The 25012-nt window shown below is 59.0% G+C and carries 25 protein-coding genes; 3 read left to right on the top strand and 22 right to left on the bottom strand.

Annotated elements, in window-relative coordinates; translation table 11 throughout:
• Positions 1 to 17: 17 nt before the first annotated feature.
• On the bottom strand, positions 18 to 1007 hold the full coding sequence (locus tag ACLH0I_RS00745) for an aspartate-semialdehyde dehydrogenase (RefSeq protein WP_411386030.1): 990 nt from the start codon (positions 1005 to 1007) through the stop codon (positions 18 to 20).
• A gap of 130 nt (positions 1008 to 1137) precedes the next feature.
• On the opposite strand from ACLH0I_RS00745, the gene ftrA reads away from it, so the two are divergent.
• On the top strand, positions 1138 to 2163 hold the full coding sequence (gene ftrA / locus ACLH0I_RS00750) for a transcriptional regulator FtrA (RefSeq protein WP_411386031.1): 1026 nt from the start codon (positions 1138 to 1140) through the stop codon (positions 2161 to 2163).
• Here the strand turns inward: ftrA and nudK are convergent.
• From nudK to ACLH0I_RS00770, 4 genes are all read right to left on the bottom strand, one after another.
• A complete protein-coding gene (gene nudK, locus ACLH0I_RS00755) occupies positions 2120 to 2716 on the bottom strand; it encodes a GDP-mannose pyrophosphatase NudK (protein ID WP_411386032.1) in 597 nt (198 codons plus the stop codon). The two genes, ftrA and nudK, sit on opposite strands and share 44 nt — an antisense overlap.
• 250 nt (positions 2717 to 2966) lie before the next feature.
• Entirely contained in the window at positions 2967 to 3800 is an 834-nt protein-coding gene (gene nadE / locus ACLH0I_RS00760) for an ammonia-dependent NAD(+) synthetase (RefSeq protein WP_411386033.1), read from the bottom strand.
• 1 nt (position 3801) lies between these two features.
• On the bottom strand, positions 3802 to 5031 hold the full coding sequence (gene pncB, locus ACLH0I_RS00765) for a nicotinate phosphoribosyltransferase (protein ID WP_411386034.1): 1230 nt from the start codon (positions 5029 to 5031) through the stop codon (positions 3802 to 3804).
• Between the two features lie 9 nt (positions 5032 to 5040).
• Positions 5041 to 5688, bottom strand: a complete 648-nt coding sequence (locus ACLH0I_RS00770) for a nicotinamidase (RefSeq protein WP_250961626.1) — start codon at positions 5686 to 5688, stop codon at positions 5041 to 5043.
• Between the two features lie 180 nt (positions 5689 to 5868).
• Here ACLH0I_RS00770 and ACLH0I_RS00775 point away from each other — a divergent pair, with 180 nt between their 5' ends.
• Together ACLH0I_RS00775 and ACLH0I_RS00780 are read left to right on the top strand one after the other, a co-directional pair.
• The gene (locus ACLH0I_RS00775; RefSeq protein ID WP_250961625.1) at positions 5869 to 6426 is read left to right on the top strand and encodes an adenylyltransferase/cytidyltransferase family protein; all 558 of its coding nucleotides are present in this window, start codon (positions 5869 to 5871) and stop codon (positions 6424 to 6426) included.
• Positions 6416 to 7123, top strand: a complete 708-nt coding sequence (locus ACLH0I_RS00780; RefSeq protein ID WP_411386035.1) for an NUDIX hydrolase — start codon at positions 6416 to 6418, stop codon at positions 7121 to 7123. The genes ACLH0I_RS00775 and ACLH0I_RS00780 overlap by 11 nt, the downstream gene beginning before the upstream one ends.
• Positions 7124 to 7199: 76 nt before the next feature.
• Here the strand turns inward: ACLH0I_RS00780 and ACLH0I_RS00785 are convergent, their stop codons facing one another.
• The 17 genes from ACLH0I_RS00785 to mnmG all read right to left on the bottom strand — a co-directional run bounded on the left by ACLH0I_RS00785 (position 7200) and on the right by mnmG (position 24694).
• Positions 7200 to 8357, bottom strand: a complete 1158-nt coding sequence (locus ACLH0I_RS00785; protein WP_411386036.1) for an ATP-binding protein — start codon at positions 8355 to 8357, stop codon at positions 7200 to 7202.
• Between the two features lie 534 nt (positions 8358 to 8891).
• The gene (gene glmS / locus ACLH0I_RS00790) at positions 8892 to 10724 is read right to left on the bottom strand and encodes a glutamine--fructose-6-phosphate transaminase (isomerizing) (RefSeq protein WP_411386037.1); all 1833 of its coding nucleotides are present in this window, start codon (positions 10722 to 10724) and stop codon (positions 8892 to 8894) included.
• A gap of 1 nt (position 10725) precedes the next feature.
• Positions 10726 to 11502 carry a DeoR/GlpR family DNA-binding transcription regulator gene (locus tag ACLH0I_RS00795; protein WP_411386038.1) on the bottom strand — a complete coding sequence of 259 codons (777 nt, stop codon included), beginning with the start codon at positions 11500 to 11502 and terminating at the stop codon, positions 10726 to 10728.
• 211 nt (positions 11503 to 11713) lie between these two features.
• A complete protein-coding gene (gene glmU / locus ACLH0I_RS00800) occupies positions 11714 to 13081 on the bottom strand; it encodes a bifunctional UDP-N-acetylglucosamine diphosphorylase/glucosamine-1-phosphate N-acetyltransferase GlmU (protein WP_411386039.1) in 1368 nt (455 codons plus the stop codon).
• Between the two features lie 123 nt (positions 13082 to 13204).
• The gene (locus tag ACLH0I_RS00805) at positions 13205 to 13621 is read right to left on the bottom strand and encodes a F0F1 ATP synthase subunit epsilon (RefSeq protein ID WP_186706462.1); all 417 of its coding nucleotides are present in this window, start codon (positions 13619 to 13621) and stop codon (positions 13205 to 13207) included.
• 45 nt (positions 13622 to 13666) lie between these two features.
• A complete protein-coding gene (atpD, locus tag ACLH0I_RS00810; RefSeq protein ID WP_014340987.1) occupies positions 13667 to 15043 on the bottom strand; it encodes a F0F1 ATP synthase subunit beta in 1377 nt (458 codons plus the stop codon).
• A 27-nt stretch (positions 15044 to 15070) separates the two neighbouring features.
• Positions 15071 to 15931, bottom strand: a complete 861-nt coding sequence (gene atpG, locus ACLH0I_RS00815) for a F0F1 ATP synthase subunit gamma (protein WP_411386040.1) — start codon at positions 15929 to 15931, stop codon at positions 15071 to 15073.
• 50 nt (positions 15932 to 15981) lie between these two features.
• Complete coding sequence (atpA, locus tag ACLH0I_RS00820; RefSeq protein ID WP_003207093.1) at positions 15982 to 17526, bottom strand: F0F1 ATP synthase subunit alpha; 1545 nt, start codon at positions 17524 to 17526, stop codon at positions 15982 to 15984.
• A 21-nt stretch (positions 17527 to 17547) separates the two neighbouring features.
• Positions 17548 to 18084 (bottom strand): F0F1 ATP synthase subunit delta, encoded by a 537-nt coding sequence (locus tag ACLH0I_RS00825; protein ID WP_003207094.1) that lies wholly within the window; start codon positions 18082 to 18084, stop codon positions 17548 to 17550.
• Positions 18085 to 18096: 12 nt separating this feature from the next.
• Positions 18097 to 18567, bottom strand: a complete 471-nt coding sequence (locus ACLH0I_RS00830; protein ID WP_003187193.1) for a F0F1 ATP synthase subunit B — start codon at positions 18565 to 18567, stop codon at positions 18097 to 18099.
• Positions 18568 to 18625: 58 nt separating this feature from the next.
• On the bottom strand, positions 18626 to 18883 hold the full coding sequence (gene atpE / locus ACLH0I_RS00835) for a F0F1 ATP synthase subunit C (protein WP_003097235.1): 258 nt from the start codon (positions 18881 to 18883) through the stop codon (positions 18626 to 18628).
• A 131-nt stretch (positions 18884 to 19014) separates the two neighbouring features.
• Positions 19015 to 19884, bottom strand: a complete 870-nt coding sequence (atpB, locus tag ACLH0I_RS00840; protein ID WP_039593180.1) for a F0F1 ATP synthase subunit A — start codon at positions 19882 to 19884, stop codon at positions 19015 to 19017.
• A 16-nt stretch (positions 19885 to 19900) separates the two neighbouring features.
• On the bottom strand, positions 19901 to 20308 hold the full coding sequence (locus ACLH0I_RS00845; protein WP_053126821.1) for a F0F1 ATP synthase subunit I: 408 nt from the start codon (positions 20306 to 20308) through the stop codon (positions 19901 to 19903).
• 148 nt (positions 20309 to 20456) lie between these two features.
• Complete coding sequence (locus ACLH0I_RS00850) at positions 20457 to 21329, bottom strand: ParB/RepB/Spo0J family partition protein (RefSeq protein ID WP_053126822.1); 873 nt, start codon at positions 21327 to 21329, stop codon at positions 20457 to 20459.
• A gap of 9 nt (positions 21330 to 21338) precedes the next feature.
• A complete protein-coding gene (locus ACLH0I_RS00855; protein ID WP_003187199.1) occupies positions 21339 to 22136 on the bottom strand; it encodes a ParA family protein in 798 nt (265 codons plus the stop codon).
• An 18-nt stretch (positions 22137 to 22154) separates the two neighbouring features.
• The gene (gene rsmG / locus ACLH0I_RS00860; RefSeq protein WP_411387570.1) at positions 22155 to 22790 is read right to left on the bottom strand and encodes a 16S rRNA (guanine(527)-N(7))-methyltransferase RsmG; all 636 of its coding nucleotides are present in this window, start codon (positions 22788 to 22790) and stop codon (positions 22155 to 22157) included.
• Positions 22791 to 22795: 5 nt separating this feature from the next.
• On the bottom strand, positions 22796 to 24694 hold the full coding sequence (gene mnmG, locus ACLH0I_RS00865; protein ID WP_411386041.1) for a tRNA uridine-5-carboxymethylaminomethyl(34) synthesis enzyme MnmG: 1899 nt from the start codon (positions 24692 to 24694) through the stop codon (positions 22796 to 22798).
• Positions 24695 to 25012: the final 318 nt, after the last annotated feature.

A 25012-nucleotide genomic window follows, 5' to 3' on the forward strand; every position in this document is an offset into this window, starting at 1 on the left:
GTTCGGGTTGGATTTGATCAATGCTTGATCAATTGCATGATTTCAAATGCATTCAATGCCGCTCCGCGCAGCAGCTGGTCGCCGCTGATGAACAAGTCCAACCCGTACTCGCCGTAGATCAGGTTGTAGCGAATCCGTCCGACTTCCACCGCGTGTTTGTAGGTCGAGGTCATGGGCATCGGATAAGCGCCGTATTCCGGCTCATCCACCACTTCAACCCCTGGCGCGTTGCGTAACAGCTCACGCACCTGCTCCAGCGACTGGATGGGGGTGTTGAAGCGCAGGCTGAGACTTTCGGCATGGGAACGCAAGGTCGGCACCCGGACTGCGGTGGTGCTGATCGCCAATGCTGGTTCATCAAGCACCTTGCGCAACTCCCAGACCACTTTCATTTCTTCACGGGTGTAACCATTGGCTTCGAACGAGTCGACTTGGGGAATCACGTTGAAGGCGAGGTTATGGGCGAAGTGCTCGCTGTCATCGCGATCGCCATAGTCGCTGAAGGACTTGGCCTTCTCCCGCAGCTCCAGCATCGCCGGCTGTCCCGCCCCACTGGCCGCCTGGTACGTAGAAATGATCACGCTCTGCAGCCCGAACGCGTCATGCAGCGGACCCAGCACCATCAGTGCGATGGCTGACGAGCAATTGGGATTGGCGACCAATTTCTCGTCCCTGTAGCGCTGCCCATTGATGGGCGGTACGAGCAAAGGGATCTCGTTGTGATAGCGGAACGCCGATGAGTTGTCGATGACGTAGGAATTTTCCGCCAAGCGCTCACCGTATTCCAAGGCAAAGGCCCCGGAAACACACAGGAAAACGATATCGCACGCGGCGCAACCTTCAAGGGAAAAAGGCTCGATCAGATGTCGCGTCCGCCCCACCGCCAAGCGCTTGCCGGCCGAACGCCCCGAAGCCATGCAGACCACTTCATAGTCGGTATCTTCAAGCAACTGCAGCATGGTCATGCCCACTGCACCGGTGCAGCCCACCACGGCGACTTTCTTCATTTTCCGTCCCTTATCCACCTTTGCAAGGCTCAACCGTCTTGGTGTCCCTGATTGCCTGCGATCGATTGTAGGGAGACGGGCCCGTCCGCTACAGTGCGGCACAAGACAATAAACGGTGGAATCGCGCCAAATGCACGCTCACCCCGGAACCGTGGCGATCCTGGTTTATGAAGGCTTGTGCGTATTCGAATTTGGCATCGCCCTGGAGATCTTCGGCCTGCCGCGCCCAGAACTGGATGTAGCGTGGTATGACCACCAAATCGTCGCCGTCGATCCAGGACCGATGCATGCGCTGGGTGGCCTTCGGATAGCCGTCGACGCGGGGCTCGAAGCCCTGGACAGCGCGCGAACCGTCATCATCCCCGGCTGGCGCAGCCACCACGAACCACCGCCCGAGGCGTTGTTGCAAGCACTGCGCCGCGCCCACGCCCGCGGCGCACGCCTGTTGTCGATCTGCTCGGGGGTGTTTGCCCTGGCCGCCACCGGGCTGCTCGACGGTAAGACAGCGACCACCCATTGGCAATTCTGCGTGGAACTGGCCGAGCGATTCCCGTTGATCAAGGTTGATCCAAACGTGCTGTATGTCGATTCCGGACCGTTGATCACCTCAGCCGGCAGCGCGGCGGGCATTGACGCCTGCCTGCACCTGATCGCCCGGGACTTCGGCACGCATGTCGCCAACTCCGTGGCCCGTCGCCTGGTCATGGCGCCGCAACGGACCGGTGGCCAGGCGCAATTCATCGTCGCCCCCGTAAGCAAGTCACCACGCAACGAACTGAGCCGCGTCCTGCAGTGGCTTCGAGAGCACCTGGATCAACCCTTGAGCGTCTGCGACATGGCGGCCCGCGTCGCCATGAGCGAGCGCACCTTCCTGCGGCGCTTCGTCGAGACCACCGGCCTGCCGCCCAAGACCTGGCTGCAACAGGAACGCTTGAACCGAGCCCGGGAGTTGCTGGAAAGCACCGACCAGAGCACGGCCGGCATCGCCCAGGCTTGTGGCTATCGGTCGGTGGAAAGTTTCCGTGCCGCGTTCCGCAACGCTATGGGTTTGCCGCCCACTGCCTATCGCGAACGATTCGGCAGCGGCGCGCCCCGCCCACAGCAGCCCGGGGCTAATCCAGCAACCGATGCAGCTTGGCGTACTGCAACAGCATGATGGTCTTGCCGTCGCAAATCTCTCCGGTCTCGATCATGCCCAAAGCCTGGTCGAGGGACAGCTCCAACACTTCGATCTCCTCGCCTTCGGCTTCCAGGCCACCGCCTTCGTGCTGCTTGTCTTCGTCGAAATATTCGCCGACGAAAAAATGCACCCGCTCAGTCACTGAACCCGGGCTCATGAAGGCGTCGAACACCTTGCGCACGTCCTGGATGATATAGCCGGTTTCCTCCTGGGTTTCCTTGCGGATGCAGGTGTGTGGATCGTCGTTGTCCAACAGGCCGGCGCAGGTTTCTATCAGCAGGTCATCGTGCCCGTTGACGAAGGCCGGGAAACGGAATTGCCGGGTCAACACCACCGTTTGCTTGGCCTTGCTGTACAGCAGGATGGTGGCGCCGTTGCCGCGGTCATAGGTTTCGCGCGTCAGTTCGCGCCATTGGCCATTGCGGCCGAGGTAGTCATAGGTGGTCTTGCGCAGCACGTACCAATCGTCCGAGAGCACTTCGACGTGCTTGATGCGTACGCGATCCTTGATGCCCATTGCCTGTGTCATTTACCCACTCCGTTCAAGGTCAAAGGTCCCCTTTGGAACTCAATGCTGTTCACTTAAGAGAAATGATGGACCTGTGGCGAGGGAGCTTGCTCCCGCTCGGCTGCGAAGCAGTCGTAAACCGGCGGAGGCGGTATGCCTGATGCTCCGCATTGGGCAGGTTTTGGGGCCGCTTCGCGGCCCAGCGGGAGCAAGCTCCCTCGCCACGGGTTTGTCGGTTGCCTTAAGTGAACGGCATTGCATTAGGACCCTATTACAACGATGCAGGGGCGCGTGGCAATGCTCGTTTGTGGGCTGTCTTGAGGTAGGCGCCTTCAATGATCTGTCGCGCCTGCGGCGACACCTCTTCGCCCATCAGGTACGCATCGATTTCCTCATAGCTACAGCCATACGCCACTTCATCCAACTTACCGGGTGCCAGGTCTTCCAAATCCGCGGTCGGCGCCTTGCGCACCAGGTGCGCGGGGGCACCCATCGCGTCCGCCAACCATCTCACCTGGGTTTTCGTCAGCCCGGACAGCGGTGCCAGGTCGCACGCGCCGTCGCCAAACTTGGTGAAGAACCCCATCACCGCCTCCGCCCCATGATCGGTTCCCACCACCAATCCATTGCTCAAGTTGGCAATGGCGTATTGCGCCAGCATCCGTGCCCGGGCCTTGGCGTTGCCTTTGGTAAAGTCGGTGAGTTCGGCCGAAGGCTGCAAGCCGTCGATGGCGATACTGCCCATCAGCCCGTCGACACACGCGGCGATGTTGCTGGTGGTGATCGCGTCCGGTCGGATGAAGTCCAGGGACGCCTGGGCGTCCTGCTCATCGGCCTGGGCCTTGTACGGCAGTCGGACGGCGATAAACCGCGCCGCGTAGTCCTCCCCTCGCAGTTGCTCCACCGCCAACTGGCACAGGCGGCCGGCGGTGAGCGAGTCGACGCCGCCGCTGATCCCCAGCACCAGGGACTGGCAGCCCGACTCGCGCAGGATTTGCTTGATGAACTCGACCCGGCGGGCAATCTCAGTGGCTTCGCCACCCCGGGTAAGTTGGCGGTCGATGCCCAGTTCCCGGGCAATGCGTTCTTGCACAAGCGTAGTCATATCAGGCTCCCATTTGTGGATTGATCAGGGCGACGTTGAACACTTGGGCGGCGTAGCGCAGGAACGAGGCATCTTCGCAGACGTTCTTGATCGGATCGTCGGAGAACTTCACCACCGGTTCGCCGTGGACCCGCACCAGTTTCATGACAATGCTCAGCGGTTCGACACCGTCGACATCACAGGCCAGGCTGGTGCCCATGCCAAAACCGAATTTGGCCTTGCCGCGAACATGACGCAGGATCGGCAGGCACTTCTCGAAATTGAGGCCATCGGAAAACATCAGGTCCTTGGTGAGCGGGTCGATGCCCAGCGCCTGGTAACGCCCCAGCACCTTGTCCGCCCAGACGATCGGGTCACCGGAATCCTGGCGCAGGCCGTCATAGAGCTTGGCAAAGTACAGGTCGAAATCCTTGAGAAAAAAATCGGTGCTGATGCAGTCCGTCAAGGCGATACCGAGCCGGCCGCGATACTCGCGCACCCAGTTTTCCAACGCCGCGTTCTGGCTCTCGCGCAAACGCCCGAGTTGCTGGTGAACCATCAGCCATTGGTGGGCCATGGTGCCGATCAGGGGGAGATCGAACTCGTAAGCCAAGTGCGCGTTACTGGTGCCGACAAAGACGCCAGGGAAATCGCTGCGCATGACGTTCACCACTTCACGCTGGGCCCTGAACGACAGCCGCCGCCGGGTGGAGAAGTCTGAAACGCGAAACTCGGCGAGCTCTTCGCGGCTGGCATGCTTCTCCAGCCATTCGAACTTCTGGTACAGCTTGCGAGTGACGTCGGCCAACTCGACTTCGGGGTACTTCTCGCGGTTGCGCAGTTCGCTGACCATCGCCAATACCGGTTGCTCGAACATGATGCAGTGCAGCATCGGCCCACGGACGCGGATGTGCAGCTGGCCGTCGACTTCCGAAACGTGGATGTAGCGCAAATTGAAGCGAAACAGGCCGAGAAACTGCTCGAAGTCCGGTGTCAGGTACTCACGGAAACGCTTGTTGAACAAAAACCGCTGCTCTCCCTCACGCAGTTGCAAACCGGCGAGTTTTTCCAGTTCGACACGAATGTCCGGGATCAGGTGACCGAGCCGCTCCTTGGAACGCACGATGAACTGGTATTCCACCTCGACATTCGGGTGCTGGTGCAAGACCGCCTGCATCATGGTGAAGGTGTAGTAGTCGGTATCCAGAAGACTCTGGATGGTGCCGCTGTTTGTATCGAATGCACTGTCCATGTCTGTTCCTTATGCGTTTGCCAGGCGGAGGATGTCTTCGCGTGTCGCGGCGACCAAGATGCCCGCTTGCTGCATGTCGGCAGTGGCTTGAACGGCCCCCTGCTCACTGATGGCCCGGCAGGCCGGAAGGTGAACGATCACCTTGAAGCCAGCGGCGGCCAGTTGCAGCGCGGTGGTCTTGACGCAGAAGTCCAGCGCCAGCCCGCCAACGATGACCTGCTCCACAGCCTGGCCTTTGAGGTACTCGATCACCCCGGTGGACAGCTTGCCGTGCAAGTCGTGGTAGCAGGCGCCGTACGGGTGCAAATCCGGCTCGACGCCCTTCCAGACGAAATAGTCGTAGTCGTAGGGGATCGGCAGTTGGTCCAGCAAGGCGAAACCTTCGGTGCCGGGAACGCAGTGGCTGACCCAGGTTATGTCGGCGTGCTCCAGCCCGGTCGGCACGAACATCTGTGCGTGATCGGCGACCACCCAAGGGGCTTTGGGCGAATGGGCGTCCTTGCTGCCGATGCGGAGGCTGGCCAGGGACGCGATGAAATTCAGCTCACCGGCAATCTGGTCACCGCCCGGCACCGGAAGCTCATCGGGGCATAGCGGCGTGAAGCTCTTTTGCGCATCGACATCGAAGGAAGCGGTTTTCCGGGTCAGGCTGTTCATGCTGGGTTTCTCCTCTTCATGGCCACGAGAGTACATAAGGTGTACTTTCATAACAAGCCATTCGGAGAAATATTTTTGATGAGTCATTCTTGACCAATTAAGTTTAGCGAGCAAAAGCAGGTTTTCATCAGAAAGACTTTGCTGCTAGAGTACATGTCATGTACCAAAAGAGGATAAGCCATGTTCGAGATTGCCCTGTATGGCGGCGCCTTCAATCCCCCTCACGCCGGCCACGCCCAAGTGATGATCGAGGCCTCACGCCAGGCCAGGCGCGTTCTGGTGGTCCCCAGCTTCCGGCATCCTTATGGCAAGCCAATGGTCGACTATGAGGTGCGCCTGAACTGGCTGGAATCGATCGTCGAGAACGTGCAGCCGCTGTGTTGCGCCGAAGTACGTGCAAGCCGGGTGGAGCAAGTCGTGGCCCGTGGCGTGGAAGGCGCTATCTACAGTTACACCCTGCTCGCCCACCTCGCCGACAGCCTGGCCCTGAACGGCAAGCGGATCGCGTTGGTGGTGGGCCAGGATGTCGCGGATTCGCTGCCGACCTTCTATCGCGGCCAGGAATTGCTGGAGCGGTTTTCCATCCTTCGCGTGGAGGAAAAGATCCACGTGCGCAGCACGGGGGTTCGCGAACGCCTGGCCTTGGGCAAGCCGCTTCCCACCGACTGGATGGCACCCGGCATGAACCCGTTAAACTATGACCTTTACGCTACCCACGGAAATCGACATGCCCACTAGCACAGCCCCTGCGCGCGGTTATCTGCACACTATCGACCTCTGTGTGCTGCGCTTCTGCCGGGAAACCCAGGCGCTGGAAATCCTCCTGAACAGACGGGAAGCCGAGCCGTTCGCCGGCCATTGGGCGCTGCCCGGGATCGTGGTCAACGGGGACGTCGAAGACCTCACGCTGAACGACGCCGTGGAGCGCCTGCGCAATTCAAACAAGGTCGGCATGCCGCTGGCGTGGATCGAACAGGTCGGCACCGTCGGCGACGCGTTCCGCGATCCGCGCTGCTGGTCGTCCTCGACGTTCTACCTGGCGATTGTCAGCGAAGCGGTCCAGCTCGCTGAACACCAGGGCTTTCTCCCATTCAAGGACGTCGCGAACGCCTCGATCAAACTTCCTTTCGATCACAACAGCCTGGTGGCGGCGGTACAGGAGCGATTGTTGTCCAAAGCCCTCTACAGCAGCCTGCCGCTGATGTTCCTGGGCCCGGAATTCAGCGCGCCGGAAGCGGTGAACATCTTCTCCGTAGTACTCGACCGCCCGGTGCTCAAGACCAGCATGCGCCAGCGTTTGCTGAAGATGACCGAGGCGGGCTATTTGCAGGAAACCGGCCGCAAAAAAGCCGGCGACGGCGGACGCCCGCAACGCACGGTGGAAAATCTCAAACCGGCCAGCGTTTATCTTTTTGATCGGTGTTTTCTGGAGTGACTTGTGCGTGCGGCCAGCACACCTTCCTGACCCCGACACCAAAGGCTATGGGGTCTCTGCCGGATTCGAGAACAGCCTAGGAGAGGCCTTCGAGCAATCCGGCCTCACCCAGCAGATCCACGATGACATGCTCATCAACCGCGTAGACACCACGAGAGGCTTTCCAGACCAGCTTCTTTTCCTGAAGGGCAATGAGTGCTTGCTGAACACCCGGTACTTCGACCTTTATATCGCGCTCTGCGATACCGGCCTGCTCCATCGCTTTCGCGTAGAGCTCCATGGTAGGAGCCTCGAAAGGCGCATAGTTATCGCCTTTGGCGCTCATGACGCGGATAACGGCGGACTGGATAGGGGTCAGGCTATGAATCACTTTCTTGAGGTTTGCGTTGAGCTCGTCAGCTTGCGCCCGAACCAACGTTGCGAATCGCTCGGGGATGGTTGCAGGATCCAGCGCAAAATCGAACCTGATCTCATCGGCCGCGGCACCTAGCAACTCAGGGCGATAACCACTCTCCTTGAACAACTCGAACACATTAGAGGGATCGAGCGGATAGGAGAGATCGATATTCGCGCAGAACCAGTTTATGAAATCCTGATCCAGGGTTGGAAATTGAACCATGGAGGCCCCAAAGAAAGCTTGGTCCTTACTGTTGCGGAGCATGGCGAGCTTGTCCCGGTTCGATCCGGTGCACACGATGCGAAGACCGTGGTGCTTCGAACTGTTTAGCTCGTCCCTTGCCGCTTTCAGTGCGAAAAGCGCCGCAACGCCTTCATCCGTGGTGATCGCATGTTGAGCTTCGTCGATCATCAGGACGATGATCTTCTTCGACTCATCCGAAAGCGCCGCGAGCGCGGTGGTCAAGTCGATATCCCTGCCCAGCCCAATCTTGTCCAGACTGAAACTCAGGCCGCCGACAGTCACCTTTTCCATGCCAGCACTTTTCGCCAGACGGGTCACGAATCCCTCGCTCTGGCCAACGGCTTCTCGGACAGCCTCTACGATGACCAAGCCAGGATCTTTCGTCAGGTCTTTCCAAAGATCGGCATACAGTACGATCGCTCCCGCTGCCTCCAATGCTGGCCGCAAATCTTCTCGAGCGAAGGTCGACTTTCCCGTACGCCGAGGAGCAGCCAGAAAGACGCCCGAACTGGCAGCGCTACCAATGGCAACCTGCATGATCAGTTTTGAAAGGCGGGCAGCCAAAACGGGACGGTGATAAACGATCTCGACCATTGGGTACCTCTGGCGGGATTCTATAGAAAATTATAGAGCGACTATAGACCAATTATTTCGGCTTCTCCTTGGGAATTATAGACAATTATAGAGCGACTATAGACTGTTCCCCTGAACCTTCCCAGCGCCAGTTTTTTCTGATTCTAAAGCTGTTGACACTTGCAGCGCTGTCGCTTCATTCATGTAATTTCTCTTGCAAGGCCTCGTATCGCTGCCAGCCATCGGCCACCAGTTGCAATGAACGCTGTTGTTCTAGCGCTTTCCAGCTCTCGGTGAATGTCGGTCAGATCATCATATGAAAGTATTTTTTCATAATTGCGGGAATAATCGAGAAATACCTTCAGTCACTCCAGCCCACCAGTAAAGACCTTGCCAGGATTCATCAGCCCCGCCGGGTCCAGCGTGAGCGCTGATCCAAATCGCCAGAGCGTTTAGCTGCGCCCATAAAAAACCCCCTGGACTCAGGGGGTTAGTTTGGCCAGAAAGCTAGCCACAAACCGTCGAGCTGGGAGGCTGTTCCTGCGCGCGACGTCCTTACTCAACCGTTACCGATTTTGCCAGGTTACGCGGCTGGTCCACGTCGGTACCCTTGAGAACGGCGACGTAGTAGGACAGCAGTTGGAGCGGGATGGTGTAGAGAATCGGCGACAGGATGTCGTGGATGTGCGGCATGTGCACCACGTGGGTGCCTTCGCCGTTGGTCATGCCGGCCTTCTCGTCGGCAAAGACAATCAACTGGCCGCCACGGGCGCGCACTTCCTGCAGGTTGGACTTGAGCTTTTCCAACAGTTCGTTGTTCGGCGCGACGGTGACGACGGGCATGTCGTTATCCACAAGCGCCAGCGGACCGTGCTTGAGCTCGCCGGCCGGGTAGGCCTCGGCGTGGATGTAGGAGATTTCCTTGAGCTTCAGGGCTCCTTCCATCGCCACCGGGAATTGCGCGCCACGGCCCAGGAACAGGGTGTGGTTCTTCTCGGCGAACAGCTCGGCGATTTTTTCCACGGTGCTGTCCATGGCCAAGGCTTCGCCCAGGCGGGCCGGCAGGCGACGCAGTTCTTCCACCAGCTTGGCCTCGACGCCCTCACCCAGCGTGCCGCGGACCTGGCCCAGGGACAGTGTCAGCAACAGCAGGCCCACCAGTTGCGTGGTGAACGCCTTGGTCGACGCCACGCCGATCTCACGGCCGGCCTGGGTCAGCAAGGTCAGGTCCGACTCACGCACCAGCGAACTGATGCCCACGTTGCAGATCGCCAGGCTGGCGAGGAAACCCAGTTCCTTGGCGTTGCGCAGGGCAGCCAGGGTGTCGGCGGTCTCGCCGGATTGGGAAATGGTGACGAACAGCGTGTCGGGTTGCACCACCACTTTGCGATAACGGAACTCGCTGGCGACTTCGACCTGGCACGGAATACCCGCCAGCTCTTCCAGCCAGTAACGGGCGACCATGCCGGCGTGGTAACTGGTGCCGCAGGCGACGATCTGCACGTTGCGGACCTTGGCGAACAACTCGGCCGCCTGTGGACCGAACGCCTGGACCAACACCTGGCTCTGGCTCATGCGGCCTTCCAGGGTGCGTTGCACCACGGCCGGTTGCTCGTGGATTTCCTTGAGCATGAAGTGGCGGAACTCGCCCTTGTCGGCGGCTTCGGCACCGTCGCGGTACTGGACGGTTTCACGCTCCACGCTTTTGCCATCCAGGTCCCAGATCTGCACGCTGTCGCGGCGAATCTCGGCGATGTCGCCTTCTTCCAGGTACATGAAGCGGTCGGTTACCTGACGCAGCGCCAACTGATCGGAAGCGAGGAAGTTTTCCCCCAGGCCCAGGCCGATCACCAAGGGGCTGCCGCTGCGGGCCGCCACCAGGCGATCAGGTTGTTTCGCGCTGATGACCGCCAGGCCGTAGGCACCGTGCAGTTCCTTGACGGTGGCCTTGAGGGCGACAGTCAGGTCTGCCAGATCCTTGAGCTTGTGGTTGAGCAGATGGGCAATGACTTCAGTGTCGGTGTCCGAAGTGAACTCATAACCGAGCGCCTTGAGCTGTTCACGCAGGGCTTCATGGTTTTCGATGATGCCGTTGTGCACCACCGCCAGGTCGCCGGAGAAATGCGGGTGAGCGTTACGCTCGCATGGCGCGCCATGGGTGGCCCAACGGGTGTGAGCGATGCCCAGGCGACCGAGCAGCGGTTCGGCGTCCAGCGCCTGTTCCAGCTCGCTGACCTTGCCTGGGCGACGCATGCGCTCGAGCTTCTCGTCTTGGGTAAACACCGCTACACCCGCGCTGTCGTAGCCGCGGTATTCGAGGCGCTTTAGGCCTTCGAGCAAGATTGCTGTGATGTTGCGTTCAGCAACGGCGCCGACAATTCCACACATGCTATTTCTCCTGGCTGACAGGCTCGCAGATCACGGTAATGCCGCGGGCCTGAATCTGATCGCGGGCCTCTACGGGCAGGCGATCATCGGTAATGAGGGTATGGACGCTGCTCCACGGCAGTTCCAGGTTGGGGATCTTGCGGCCGATCTTGTCGGCCTCCACCATCACGATCACTTCCCGGGCCACCTCAGCCATCACGCGGCTCAGGCCCAGCAGTTCGTTAAAGGTGGTGGTACCTCGAACCAGATCGATGCCGTCGGCACCGATGAACAACTGGTCGAAATCGTAGGAACGCAGCACTTGCTCGGCCACTTGCCCCTGGAACGACTCGGAGTGAGGGTCCCAAGTACCGCCGGTCATCAACAGCACCGGTTCGTGCTCCAGTTCGCTCAAGGCATTGGCGACATGCAGGGAATTGGTCATCACCACCAGGCCCGGCTGTTGGCCGAGTTGAGGGATCATGGCGGCGGTCGTGCTGCCGCTGTCGATGATGATCCGCGCATGTTCGCGGATCCGCTTCACAGCGGCCCGGGCAATGGCGAGTTTGTACTTGGAAACGGTTTGCCCGTTATCGGCCACCAACTCCTGCGGCATCGGCACCGCGCCACCGTAGCGACGCAGCAGCAGGCCATTGGTCTCCAGGGCGGCGAGGTCCTTGCGAATCGTAACCTCCGAGGTTTCGAAGCGCTTGGCCAGCTCATCCACACTGACCTCGCCCTGCTCTTGGAGCAAAGCAAGGATGTTGTGACGGCGCTGTGGCGTGTTGCGTTTCGACATGGCGGCTTAAGTTTCGATTCGAAAGATAACGTAAGCAATCAAAACCTATTGCAGCGATATCGTCAAGGCGCCGATAGAAAAATTCAGAAATCACGCAAATCGAATGTGGGAGCGGGCTTGCTCGCGAATGCGTTGGGTCAGCAACGAATTAATTGGCTGAACCACCGCTTTCGCGAGCAAGCCCGCTCCCACAAGGGGGATGTGGATAACTTCAGGGCTTCTTTATTTTCTCTGGTCGCTTCCAGCCATCAATGTTGCGCTGGCGGGCACGTCCGACTGCCAATTGGCCGTTATCCACATTCTGGGTCAGGGTGGATCCGGCGGCCGTGGTTGCACCATTGGAGATATCCACAGGCGCCACCAAAGAGTTGTTGGAGCCAATGAACACATCGTCACCCAACACAGTCTTCCACTTGTTGGCGCCATCGTAGTTGCAGGTGATGGTGCCAGCGCCGATATTGGTGCGCGCACCGACTTCAGCATCACCCAGGTAGGTCAGGTGGCCAGCCTTGGCGTCTTCGCCCAGATGAGCGTTCTTGAGCTCGACGAAGTTACCCACATGGGCCCGGGCTTCCAGCACCGAGCCTGGCCGCAAGCGGGCAAACGGGCCGGCATCGCTGCCTTCGCCCATGACCGCGCCGTCGAGATGGCTGTTGGCCTTGATCACCACGCCTTTGCGCAGGGTGCTGTCCTTGATCACGCAGTTCGGGCCGATGATCACGTCGTCTTCGATAACGACCTTGCCTTCGAGAATGACGTTGATGTCGATGACCACGTCGCGACCTACGCTGACTTCACCGCGTACGTCAAAACGGGCAGGGTCGCGCAGGGTCACGCCTTGGGCCATCAGGCGGCGGGCGGCGCGCAGCTGGTAGTGGCGCTCCAGCTCGGCCAGTTGCCGGCGATCGTTGGCGCCCTGCACTTCCATGGCGTCCAGCGGCTGCTCGGTGGCGACGACCAGCCCGTCGGCAACGGCCATGGCAATCACATCGGTCAGGTAGTACTCGCCCTGGGCGTTGTTATTCGACAGACGACTCATCCAGTCACCCAGGCGCTCGGCCGGCACTGCGAGAATCCCGGTGTTGCCCTCGGTAATCGTGCGCTGGGCTTCGTTGGCGTCTTTTTGCTCGACGATTGCCGTCACTTGGCCGTCGGCGTTGCGCACAATGCGGCCATAACCGGTGGGATCATCCAGCTCGACGGTCAGCAAGCCCAACTGTTGTGGCGCGACCTGCTTGAGCAAGCGCTGCAAGGTCTCGACTTCGATCAGCGGCACATCGCCGTAGAGAATCAGCACCGTATTGGCCGTGATGAACGGCACGGCTTGGGCCACGGCATGGCCAGTGCCCAGTTGCTTGTCCTGCAGGACGAAATTCAGGTCATCCGCCGCCAGGCGCTCGCGCACCGCATCGGCACCATGGCCGATCACCACGTGAATGCGCTGTGGATCAAGTTGCCGGGCGCTGTGGATAACATGACCGAGCATGGAATTGCCGGCGATCGGGTGTAAGACCTTGGGCAACGCCGAACGCATGCGGGTGCCTTGGCCGGCCGCGAGGATAACGATTTCAAGAGACATGACTGGCTACCAATCCTGGGTGGTCAGCGGCTGCGACCAGGTAATGAATGTCGGGAAAAGAAAAAAGGGTAGCCGAGGCTACCCTTTTTAATCAATCGCACAGAAAGCAGACGGCTTAGCCGCTTACTTCTTGCGGATCTGCTGAAGCGTACGCAGCTGGGCTGCGGCTTCTGCCAGACGTGCAGCAGCAGAACCGTAGTCGAACTCCGCGCCTCGCTCGTGCAGGGCCTTCTCGGCGGCCTTGACGGCCTCCTGAGCGGAGGCTTCGTCCAGGTCGGCAGCACGTTGCACAGTGTCGGCAAGGACCTTGACCATGTTCGGCTGAACCTCGAGGAAACCACCGGAGATGTAATACACCTCGGCTTCCCCGCCCTGCTTGATCAAGCGGATCGGACCCGGTTTCAGATTAGTGATCAGCGGTGCGTGACCCAGAGCGATACCAAGATCCCCCAGCTCACCATGCGCAATCACCATCTCGACCAGACCGGAGAAGATTTCCCCTTCCGCACTGACGATATCGCAATGGACTGTCATAGCCATCTGATTGCCTCAACCTAAATTAGCGCCCGTTGCCGGGCGCCGGGATTACAGTTTCTTGGCTTTCTCGATCGCTTCTTCGATGCCGCCGACCATGTAGAACGCTTGTTCTGGCAGGTGGTCGTAGTCACCGTTGAGGATGCCTTTGAAGCCAGCAATGGTGTCTTTCAGGGAAACGTATTTACCCGAGGCACCGGTGAAGACTTCAGCCACGAAGAACGGCTGCGACAAGAAGCGCTGGATCTTACGAGCGCGGGATACCAACTGCTTGTCGGCTTCCGACAGCTCGTCCATACCCAGGATCGCAATGATGTCCTTCAGCTCTTTGTAGCGCTGCAGCACGTACTGGACGCCGCGAGCGGTGTCGTAGTGCTCCTGGCCGATCACGTTCGGGTCCAGCTGGCGCGAAGTCGAGTCCAGTGGGTCAACCGCTGGGTAGATACCCAGGGAAGCGATGTCACGGGACAGAACGACGGTGGCGTCCAAGTGGGCGAAGGTGGTCGCTGGCGACGGGTCGGTCAAGTCATCCGCAGGTACGTATACCGCTTGGATCGAAGTGATCGAACCTTCCTTGGTCGAAGTGATACGTTCTTGCAGAACGCCCATCTCTTCAGCCAGGGTCGGCTGGTAACCTACTGCCGAAGGCATACGGCCCAGCAGTGCGGAAACTTCGGTACCGGCCAGGGTGTAACGGTAGATGTTGTCGACGAACAGCAGAACGTCGTTACCTTCGTCACGGAACTTCTCGGCCATGGTCAGGCCGGTCAGGGCTACGCGCAGACGGTTTCCCGGCGGCTCGTTCATCTGGCCGTAGACCAGTGCCACTTTGTCCAGAACGTTGGAATCCTTCATCTCGTGGTAGAAGTCGTTACCCTCACGAGTACGCTCACCTACACCCGCGAACACGGAATAACCGCTGTGCTCGATGGCGATGTTACGGATTAGTTCCATCATGTTTACGGTCTTGCCTACACCGGCACCACCGAACAGACCGACTTTACCGCCCTTGGCGAACGGGCAAACCAGGTCGATAACCTTGATGCCGGTTTCCAGCAGGTCGTTGCCGCCCGCCTGTTCAGCGAAGGATGGCGCAGGACGGTGAATGCCCCAGCGCTCTTCGGTGTCGATCGGACCCGCTTCGTCGATCGGGTTACCCAGTACGTCCATGATCCGGCCCAGGGTCGCTTTACCGACCGGTACGGAGATGGCAGCGCCAGAGTCGACAACGTCCAGACCGCGCTTCAAGCCTTCGGTAGAACCCATCGCAATGGTACGAACGATGCCGTCGCCCAGCTGCTGCTGAACTTCCAGGGTAGTTTCCGCGCCTTGTACTTTCAGCGCGTTGTAGATGCTCGGTACGCTGTCGCGTGGGAATTCCACGTCGATAACGGCGCCGATGATTTGAACGATACGTCCGCTACTCATAGCTGGATCCTCTGAATATTTGAACCGTTAAACCGCGGCAGCGCCGCCGACGATTTCCGAGATCTCTTGGGTGATCGCAGCCTGACGCGCCTTGTTGTAGATCAGCTGCAAATCGCTGATCAAATCACCGGCGTTGTCGGTAGCGTTCTTCATCGCGATCATCCGCGCCGCTTGTTCAGCTGCGTTGTTCTCGACCACCGCCTGGTAGACCTGCGACTCCACGTAGCGGACCATCAAGCCGTCGAGCAGCTCCTTGGCATCCGGTTCGTAGAGGTAGTCCCAGTGGTGCTTGAGTTCCTGTTCCGGGGTCGCCACCAGTGGAACCAATTGCTCCACGGTTGGCAGTTGCGTCATGGTGTTGATGAACTTGTTGGATACCACGGAAAGACGGTCAATCCGGCCTTCCAGGTAAGCATCCAGCATCACCTTGACGCTGCCGATCAGGTCATTGATCGACGGCTCTTCACCCAGGTGGCTGATAGCAGCGACGACGTTGCCGCCGAAGTTGCGGAAGAAAGCCGCACCCTTGCTACCAATCACGCACAGATCGATCTCGACGCCTTGTTCGCGGTTTACAGCCATGTCCTTGACCAGGGCCTTGAACAGGTTGGTGTTCAAGCCACCACACAGACCACGGTCACTGCTCACCACGACGTAACCGACGCGCTTGATAGCACGGTCGATCATGAACGGGTGGCGATATTCCGGGTTGGCGTTGGCCAGATGACCAATAACCTGGCGGATGCGCTCCGCATAAGGGCGGCTAGCAGCCATGCGCATTTGAGCCTTGCGCATTTTGCTGACCGCCACTTTTTCCATGGCGCTGGTAATTTTTTGCGTGCTTTTGATGCTCGCAATCTTACTGCGAATCTCTTTTGCGCCTGCCATGTAACACCTATCAGGTTAGCAAGCGGGAGCCTTGCGACTCCCGCTGCGGCTTACCAGGTTTGGGTGGCCTTGAACTTCTCGATACCGGCTTTCATGCCAGCGTCGATTTCGTCATTGAAGTCACCCTTCACGTTGATCTTGGCCAACAAGTCGGCGTGATCGCGGTTGAAGTAAGCAATCAGCGCTTGTTCAAAGCTGCCGACCTTGGCGATTTCAACGTCAGTCAGGAACCCACGCTCAGCGGCATACAGCGACAGCGCCATGTCAGCGATCGACATTGGTGCGTATTGCTTCTGCTTCATCAGCTCGGTAACGCGCTGACCATGCTCAAGTTGCTTACGGGTCGCTTCGTCCAGGTCAGAAGCGAACTGGGCGAATGCCGCCAGTTCACGATACTGGGCCAGGGCGGTACGGATACCACCGGACAGCTTCTTGATGATCTTGGTCTGAGCGGCACCACCCACACGGGATACCGAAACACCGGCGTTCACAGCAGGACGGATCCCGGAGTTGAACATGGCCGATTCCAGGAAGATCTGACCGTCGGTGATGGAAATCACGTTGGTCGGAACGAACGCGGAAACGTCGCCAGCCTGGGTTTCGATGATCGGCAGAGCGGTCAGGGAGCCGGTCTTGCCGGTCACTGCGCCGTTGGTGAACTTCTCTACGTACTCTTCCGAAACGCGGGATGCGCGCTCCAGGAGACGGGAGTGGAGATAGAACACGTCGCCTGGGTAGGCTTCACGGCCTGGTGGACGGCGCAGCAGCAGGGAGATCTGGCGGTAAGCCACTGCCTGCTTGGACAGATCGTCATAAACGATCAGCGCGTCTTCACCGCGGTCGCGGAAGTATTCGCCCATGGTGCAACCGGAGTACGGTGCCAGGAACTGCAGCGCAGGAGATTCCGATGCGCTGGCCGCCACGATGATGGTGTTGGCCAGGGCGCCGTTTTCTTCCAGCTTGCGAACCACGTTGGCGATGGTCGATTGCTTCTGACCAATGGCTACGTAGACGCAGAAAATGCCGCTGTTCTTCTGGTTGATGATCGCGTCGATCGCCAGAGCGGTCTTACCGATCTGACGGTCACCGATGATCAGCTCACGCTGGCCACGGCCGACAGGGATCATGGCATCGACAGCCTTGTAGCCAGTCTGTACAGGCTGGTCTACCGACTTACGCCAGATCACGCCAGGAGCAACTTTCTCGACCGCGTCGGTCTCGGTGTTGTTCAGCGGACCTTTGCCGTCAACAGGGTTGCCCAGTGCGTCGACGACGCGACCCAGCAGTTCCTTACCAACCGGAACTTCGAGGATGCGGCCGGTGCACTTGGCGCTCATGCCTTCGGCCAGCGACTGGTAGGAACCCAGTACAACGGCACCAACGGAGTCTTGCTCCAGGTTGAGGGCCATACCGTAGACGCCGCCCGGAAACTCGATCATCTCGCCGTACATGACGTCGGCCAGACCGTGAATCCGCACGATACCGTCAGATACGCTGACGACAGTGCCTTCGTTACGGGCTTGGGAGGTCACATCGAGCTTGTCGATGCGGCCCTTGATAATTTCACTTATTTCGGAAGGATTGAGTTGCTGCATTGCTCTGCTGCCCCTTCAAACTCAAGATTTCAATGCTTCGGCAAGTTTCGCGATTTTGCCGCGAATCGAGCCATCGATAACCAGGTCGCCGGCGCGGATTACAACGCCCCCTATCAGGGACTTGTCTTCCTCGACTTGCAGGCGCACTTCCCGGTTGAGTCGTGCACTGAGAACCTTGGCGAGTTTGTCTTGCTGTTCTTGGTTCAATGCGAAAGCACTGGTCACTTCCACGTCTACCGACTTCTCTTGCTCGGCCTTGTACAGGTCGAAAAGAGTGGCGATCTCCGGCAGAAGCAGGAGACGGTCGTTTTCGGCAACGACGTGAATGAAATTCTGTGCCTTGGCATCGAACTTGTCGCCGCACACGTCAATGAACGTGGCGGCCTTTTCTGCGCTCGTCAGTCGCGGGGCCTTGAGCACGCGCTGCATGGTGTCGTCTTGCGACACCGCTGCAGCCAGGCCGAGCATGGCTGACCAATTGGCCAGTTGCTGGTGGGCCTGAGCGTGCTCGAAGGCCGCCTTAGCGTAAGGTCGGGCCAACGTGGTCAGTTCTGCCATGATCGCCCTCGCTTAGATTTCAGCAGCCAGTTGGTTAACCAGCTCTGCGTGCGCGTTTTGATCGATTGTGGCACCCAGGATCTTCGAAGCACCGCCAACGGCCAGGGCACCCACTTGGGCACGCAGCGCGTCTTTGACACTGTTGAGTTCCTGTTCGATCTCGGCTTGAGCCTGAGCCTTCACACGGTCAGCTTCGACGCGAGCCTGTTCACGGGCTTCGTCGACAATCTGGGTACCGCGTTTCTTGGCTTGCTCGATGATTTCAGCTGCCTGAGCTTTCGCTTCGCGCAGTTGCTGACCCACTTTCTCATGGGCCAACTCCAGGTCGCGAGCTGCACGGCTGGCAGCGTCCAGACCATCAGCGATCTTCTTTTGACGTTCGTGCAATGCCGCAATGACCGGAGGCCATACGAACTTCATGCAGAACAGTACAAAAATCAGGAACGCAACGGACTGGCCAATCAGGGTCGCATTAATGTTCACGCCAACACCTCGCAGTTACGTTGTCCATCACACCAATCTACTCGAGACATCCGAGTAATTAGCCAGCGATTTGACCAACGAACGGGTTCGCAAAGGTGAAGAACAGCGCGATACCAACACCGATCATGGTCACGGCGTCGAGCAGACCGGCCACGATGAACATTTTGACTTGCAGCATTGGAACCATTTCTGGCTGACGCGCTGCGCCTTCCAGGAACTTGCCGCCCAACAGGCCGAAACCAATTGCGGTACCCAGTGCGCCCAGGCCGATCAACAGTGCAACAGCGATAGCGGTTAGACCAACTACAGTTTCCATCTTTCCTCCCGACTTTTACGTCGTATGGTTTAGGTTTTTTAGATTAAAGCGGTAAAACAAATCGTTTCTCAGCCCGGTTCGGGCTCCTTCCCGTTTGACCGGGAAGGACATCAGACTAGTCGAGACTGGTCTTAATGGTTTTCTTCGTGCGCCATCGACAGGTAGACGATGGTCAGCATCATGAAGATGAACGCCTGCAGGGTGATGATCAGGATGTGGAACACAGCCCACGCCCATTGCAGGACTACACCCAGGCCGCTGAGCCACAGCAGGCCGCTGCCGAACATCACAGCGATCAGGATGAACACCAGTTCGCCGGCATACATGTTGCCGAACAGACGCAGTGCCAGAGAAATCGGTTTGGCGATCAGGGTCACGAATTCCAACAGGAAGTTCACCGGGATCAGCAGGGCTTGAACGAGGATGTTCTTGCTGCCGAACGGGTGCAGGGTCAGTTCGCCGATGAAGCCGCCGATGCCCTTGACCTTGATGCTATAGAAAATGATCAGTGCGAAAACCGAGAACGCCATGCCCAGTGTCGCGTTCGGGTCGGTGGTCGACACGGCGCGGAATGGGATGTGTGCATCGCCGGAGATCAGGATGGCCAGCTGAGGAATCCAGTCGACCGGTACCAGGTCGATGGCGTTCATCAGGAACACCCAGACGAAGATGGTCAGTGCCAGCGGTGCAATCACCGGGCTGCGCCCATGGAAGCTGTCTTTCACGCTGCCATCGACGAATTCGACCAGTACTTCAACGAAGTTCTGCAGTGCACCTGGCTGACCGGAAGTCGCCTTCTTGGCCGCCATGCGGAAAAGAAGAACGAAGATCAGGCCCAGTGCGACCGACCAGCCGAGGGTATCGACGTGGAAAGCCCAGAAGCCCATTTCCTTGGCTTCTGCTGCGGTATGGGCGAAGCCCCAGCCGCCGTTGGGTAGCTGACCGAAGGTCAGGTTCTGCAAGTGGTGCTGGATATAGCCCGAAGCGGTTGTCTCTGCCATGGTTGCCTCAAACGCCCTAAGGTCTCGAAAGTCTTGTTCTCATTAGCAGGGGAGCGAACCAGCTGACCAGTTGGGTCAGCACGAAGACGCCGAATACAGCCAGCGGCGCCAATGGCTTCACACCTGCGAACGTCAATGCAAACAGCACTGCCGTCAAAATCAGTTTCCCCGCCTCGCCGGCATAAAAAGACCGGACGATAGCCTGGGCTGCTCGGGCGCCGGAAAACCGAAAGGCCCTGTGAGCAAAGTAAATATTGGGAAGCAAGGCTATCAGGCCTCCGCAAAGCCCTGAGTATCCGGCGACGACTCCTTTCCATTGCCAGAGCGCCAATGTGGCGATCAGTACGACGGTAAATTGAGCCATCAGAACCGGGAAAACTGCCAGACGATGGAACGGCAAGCGGTTTGGCGTGCGGGTTTCCATCGCTTTTGCTCTCCAATAGTCGGCCGCCATAATTCAATAACTTGGCATAATTTGTGCCGACAAAATGCGCGCAGAGTATAGGGGCGGTTCTGCCCCTATTCAACCTTCAGGTAGTGATTTCCGACTGCGCGCTACAAGAGCAATTGTTTCAGCGAATGTGCGCAAGAACACCTTGCAGCTCATCGAGAGAGTTATAGCCAATCACCAATTGCCCTTTGCCCTTCTTTCCGTGGCGAATCTGCACCGCAGAGCCCAGGCGCTCGGCCAGGCGCTGTTCAAGACGGGCGATATCCGGATCAGGTTTTGGCGCTTCGACAGGGGCGGGTTTACCGCTCAACCATTGACGAACCAGTGCCTCGGTTTGGCGCACAGTAAGTCCGCGTGCGACAACATGTCGCGCCCCTTCAACCTGTTGATTTTCCGGCAAACCGAGCAATGCCCGGGCATGACCCATTTCCAGGTCGCCATGGGACAGCATGGTCTTGATGACTTCCGGCAACGCAATCAGGCGCAACAGGTTGGCCACGGTCACGCGGGATTTGCCCACCGCCTCGGCAACTTGTTGCTGGGTCAGCTGGAATTCCTGCTGCAAGCGCTGCAGGGCCACGGCTTCCTCGATCGGGTTGAGGTCTTCGCGCTGGATGTTCTCGATCAACGCCATGGCGATGGCCGTTTCATCCGGGACGTCGCGGACCATTGCCGGGATGGTTTCCTGGCCGGCCTGCTGGCTGGCGCGCCAGCGACGTTCTCCGGCGATGATCTCGAAGCGGCCATTGGCGATCGGCCGGACCACGATCGGCTGCATCACGCCCTGGCTCTTGATCGACTGGGCCAGTTCTTCCAGCGCCTGCGGGTCCATGTCCCGGCGCGGCTGGTATTTGCCGCGCTGGATCAGGTCCAGGGGCAGGTGCTGCAACTCGCGCTGGTCGGCCTGCACGGCCTGTTCTTCCAGCGAGCTGACAGTCGGACCGCTGAGCAGTGCATCCAGTCCACGTCCGAGACCTCGTTTCTTGACGGCCATGGGGTTTCCTTAAGTTGGCTGGGCTGCAGCGGTGCGTGGGTTGCGGCGCTGACGGCGAACCATCTCGCCCGCCAGGGCCAGGTAAGCCAGCGCACCACGGGATTGTTTGTCGTAGGCCAGGGCCGGCATGCCGTAGCTAGGGGCTTCGGCCAGACGGATGTTTCGCGGAATGACGGTGTCGTAGAGCTGCTCGCCGAAATGTTCCTTGAGCTGGGCCGAAACGTCGTTCATCAGGCTAAGGCGCGGGTCGTACATGGTCCGCAACAGGCCTTCGACCTTCAGTTCCGGGTTCAGCAGTTCGGCGATGCGCTTGATGTTATCCACAAGGTCGCTCAGCCCTTCCAGGGCGAAGTACTCGCACTGCATGGGGATAATGACCCCATCGGCGGCCACCAGGGCGTTGAGGGTCAGCATCGACAGCGACGGCGGGCAATCGATCAGGATGTAGTCGTAGTTTTCCCGGATCGGTGCCAAGGCGCTGCGCAGGCGGCTTTCCTTCATCTGCATTTCCAGCAGCACCACTTCGGCTGCCGTCAGGTCACGGTTGGCCGGCAGCAGTTGATAACCGCCGTGTTCCGAGAAGTGCATGGCCTGGCCCAGATCGCATTCGCCGATCAGGACGTCGTAGATGGAGTTTTCCAGGCCATGCTTATCCACACCGCTGCCCATGGTGGCGTTGCCCTGTGGATCGAGATCGATCAACAGCACCCGGCGCTTGGTCGCGACCAGGGATGCTGCGAGGTTGATGCAGGTGGTGGTCTTGCCCACACCACCTTTCTGGTTCGCTATCGCGAATACCTTAGCCATTCTTGCTTGTGTTCCCAATCATGCCGTGCGGCGCAGTATCAGCAGATGGCGTTGGCCTTGGCAACCGGGTACGGCCAAGGCGTGTTCGCTATCGAGGTGGAAGTCTGCCGGCAATGCTACCAGCTCATCGGCCGGATGAACGCCCTTCATTGCCAGCCAGCGCGTATTGGTATCGCCCAGGTGGCGAGTCCAGTTGCTGAAGTTCTCCATGCTGCTGAACGCCCGGGAGATGATCCCGTTGAACGGCTCGGCAGGCTGGAACGCTTCGACGCGGCTGTGGATAACTTGCAGGTTATCCAGTTTGAGTTCGAGTTTGACCTGGGTCAGGAAGCGGGTTTTCTTGCCATTGCTGTCCAAACAGGTCACTTGCGAGTCGGGAAACAGGATGGCCAGCGGGATCCCCGGCATGCCACCGCCGCTGCCAACATCCAGCCAGCGACCGTTTTCGATGAAGGACATGACACTGAGACTGTCGAGCAGATGCCGCGAGACCATTTCATCCGGATCGCGCACGGCGGTCAGGTTGTAGGCCTTGTTCCACTTGATCAACAGCGCCAGATAGCCCAGCAATTGGGCGTGCTGGGCCTCGGTCAGGCTGATACCGAGCTGACGGGCACCTGTGGATAACTCTTCAGCGTGTTGCGAGGTGACCATCGAACTCAAGCGCTTTGCTCCAACTGGCGGCCCGCGCCGCGTTTTTTCAAATGAATCATCAACAGCGAAATCGCCGCCGGCGTGACGCCGGGAATGCGCGAAGCCTGGCCCAGGGTCTCTGGACGGGACGCACCGAGCTTGCCCTGGATTTCTTTCGACAACCCGGAAATGCCGGTGTAATCGATATCCACAGGAAGCCTGGTGTCTTCACTGGCGCGCAGACGGGCGATTTCGTCCTGCTGGCGGTCGATGTAACCGGCGTATTTGGTCTTGATCTCGACCTGCTCGGCGACCTGTGGATCTTCCGCGCCCTGGCCGGTCACTTCCACCAGCCCGGCGTAATCGATTTCCGGGCGGCTCAAGAGATTGAGCAAATTGTATTCGTGGGTCAGCGGCGTGCCGAATTTCGCCGCGATGGCATCGCCCTGCTCGGTACCGGGACGCACCCAGGTGCTTTTCAGGCGCTGCTCTTCCAGCTCGATACTTTCGCGTTTCTGGCAGAACGCGGCCCAGCGCGCGTCATCCACCAACCCCAGTTCGCGACCTTTCTCGGTCAGGCGCAGGTCCGCGTTGTCTTCCCGCAGGATCAGGCGATATTCCGCGCGGGAGGTGAACATCCGATACGGTTCCTGGGTACCCAAGGTAATCAGGTCGTCCACCAGCACACCGATGTACGCCTCATCGCGGCGCGGGCACCAGGCTTCTTTGCCCTTGGCGAGCAGTGCGGCGTTGGCGCCGGCGAGCAAACCCTGGGCCCCCGCTTCTTCGTAACCGGTGGTGCCGTTGATCTGCCCGGCAAAGAACAAACCGCCGATAACTTTGGTTTCCAGGCTGTACTTCAGGTCGCGCGGATCGAAGTAGTCGTACTCGATCGCATAACCCGGACGCACGATGTGCGCGTTCTCCATGCCACGGATCGATTGCACGATCTGCAACTGCACGTCGAACGGCAGGCTTGTGGATATCCCGTTCGGATACAGCTCATGGGTGGTCAAGCCTTCCGGTTCGATAAACACCTGATGGCTTTCCTTGTCGGCAAAGCGATGGATCTTGTCTTCGATCGACGGGCAATAGCGCGGGCCGACACCTTCGATTTCACCGGCAGCGGAGTACATCGGCGATCGATCAAGGTTCGCCGCGATGATTTCGTGGGTGCGGGCGTTGGTATGGGTGATCCAGCAACTGACTTGCCGTGGATGCTGTTCCTTGTTGCCCATGAACGACATCACCGGGATCGGCGTATCGCCAGGCTGCTCGGTCATCACCGAGAAATCCACGGACTTGCCATCGATGCGAGGTGGCGTACCGGTTTTCAGGCGCCCGACACGCAATGGCAACTCACGCAGACGGTGAGCCAGAGCGATCGATGGCGGATCACCGGCGCGACCGCCGGAAAAATTCTGCAAACCGATGTGGATAAGTCCGCCGAGGAAGGTCCCGGTGGTCAACACCACGCAATCGGCGAAGAAACGCAGGCCCATCTGTGTGACGACACCACGTACCCGGTCCTGCTCGACGATCAGGTCATCGGCCGCTTGTTGAAATATCCACAGGTTCGGCTGGTTTTCCAGGATTTCGCGGACAGCGGCCTTGTAGAGGACTCGGTCGGCCTGGGCGCGAGTGGCGCGCACGGCCGGGCCTTTGCGGCTGTTCAATACGCGAAACTGGATACCACCCTTATCGGTGGCCATGGCCATCGCGCCCCCAAGGGCATCGATCTCCTTGACCAGGTGGCTTTTGCCGATCCCGCCAATGGCAGGGTTGCAGCTCATGGCGCCGAGGGTTTCCACGTTATGCGTCAGCAACAGGGTTTTTGCCCCCATGCGCGCTGATGCAAGTGCTGCCTCGGTACCGGCATGACCGCCGCCGATGACGATCACTTCAAAACGGGAAGGGAAATCCACCACGCACCTCGTGCCTGCTTTATTCAGGTAATTCGGAATTAGGTTTTGAGTCTGGCCCTGGGCGTTTTTCGAACCAGGTCGGCAAGTATAGGGACTTCGCCCTTTCTAAAGAACCCTTTGCACAAAATTTAACCAGCTGTGGAGAACTCGCGGTTAAAAAAATAAAAAAGAAAGAAATTTATAAAATCTTTGTTTTTATGTTTATTCTTACTGAGCCAAATATCTGTGGATAACCTCCTATAGGCCTTTATTTTCAATGTGTACAGAGATTCAAAACCCTGTGGTCATGTGCCACTGAGGGGCTTGGATAACCGGTGT

This window comes from Pseudomonas sp. MPB03 (genome assembly GCF_046605385.1).
GTDB classification, from domain to species: domain Bacteria; phylum Pseudomonadota; class Gammaproteobacteria; order Pseudomonadales; family Pseudomonadaceae; genus Aquipseudomonas; species Aquipseudomonas zanjanensis.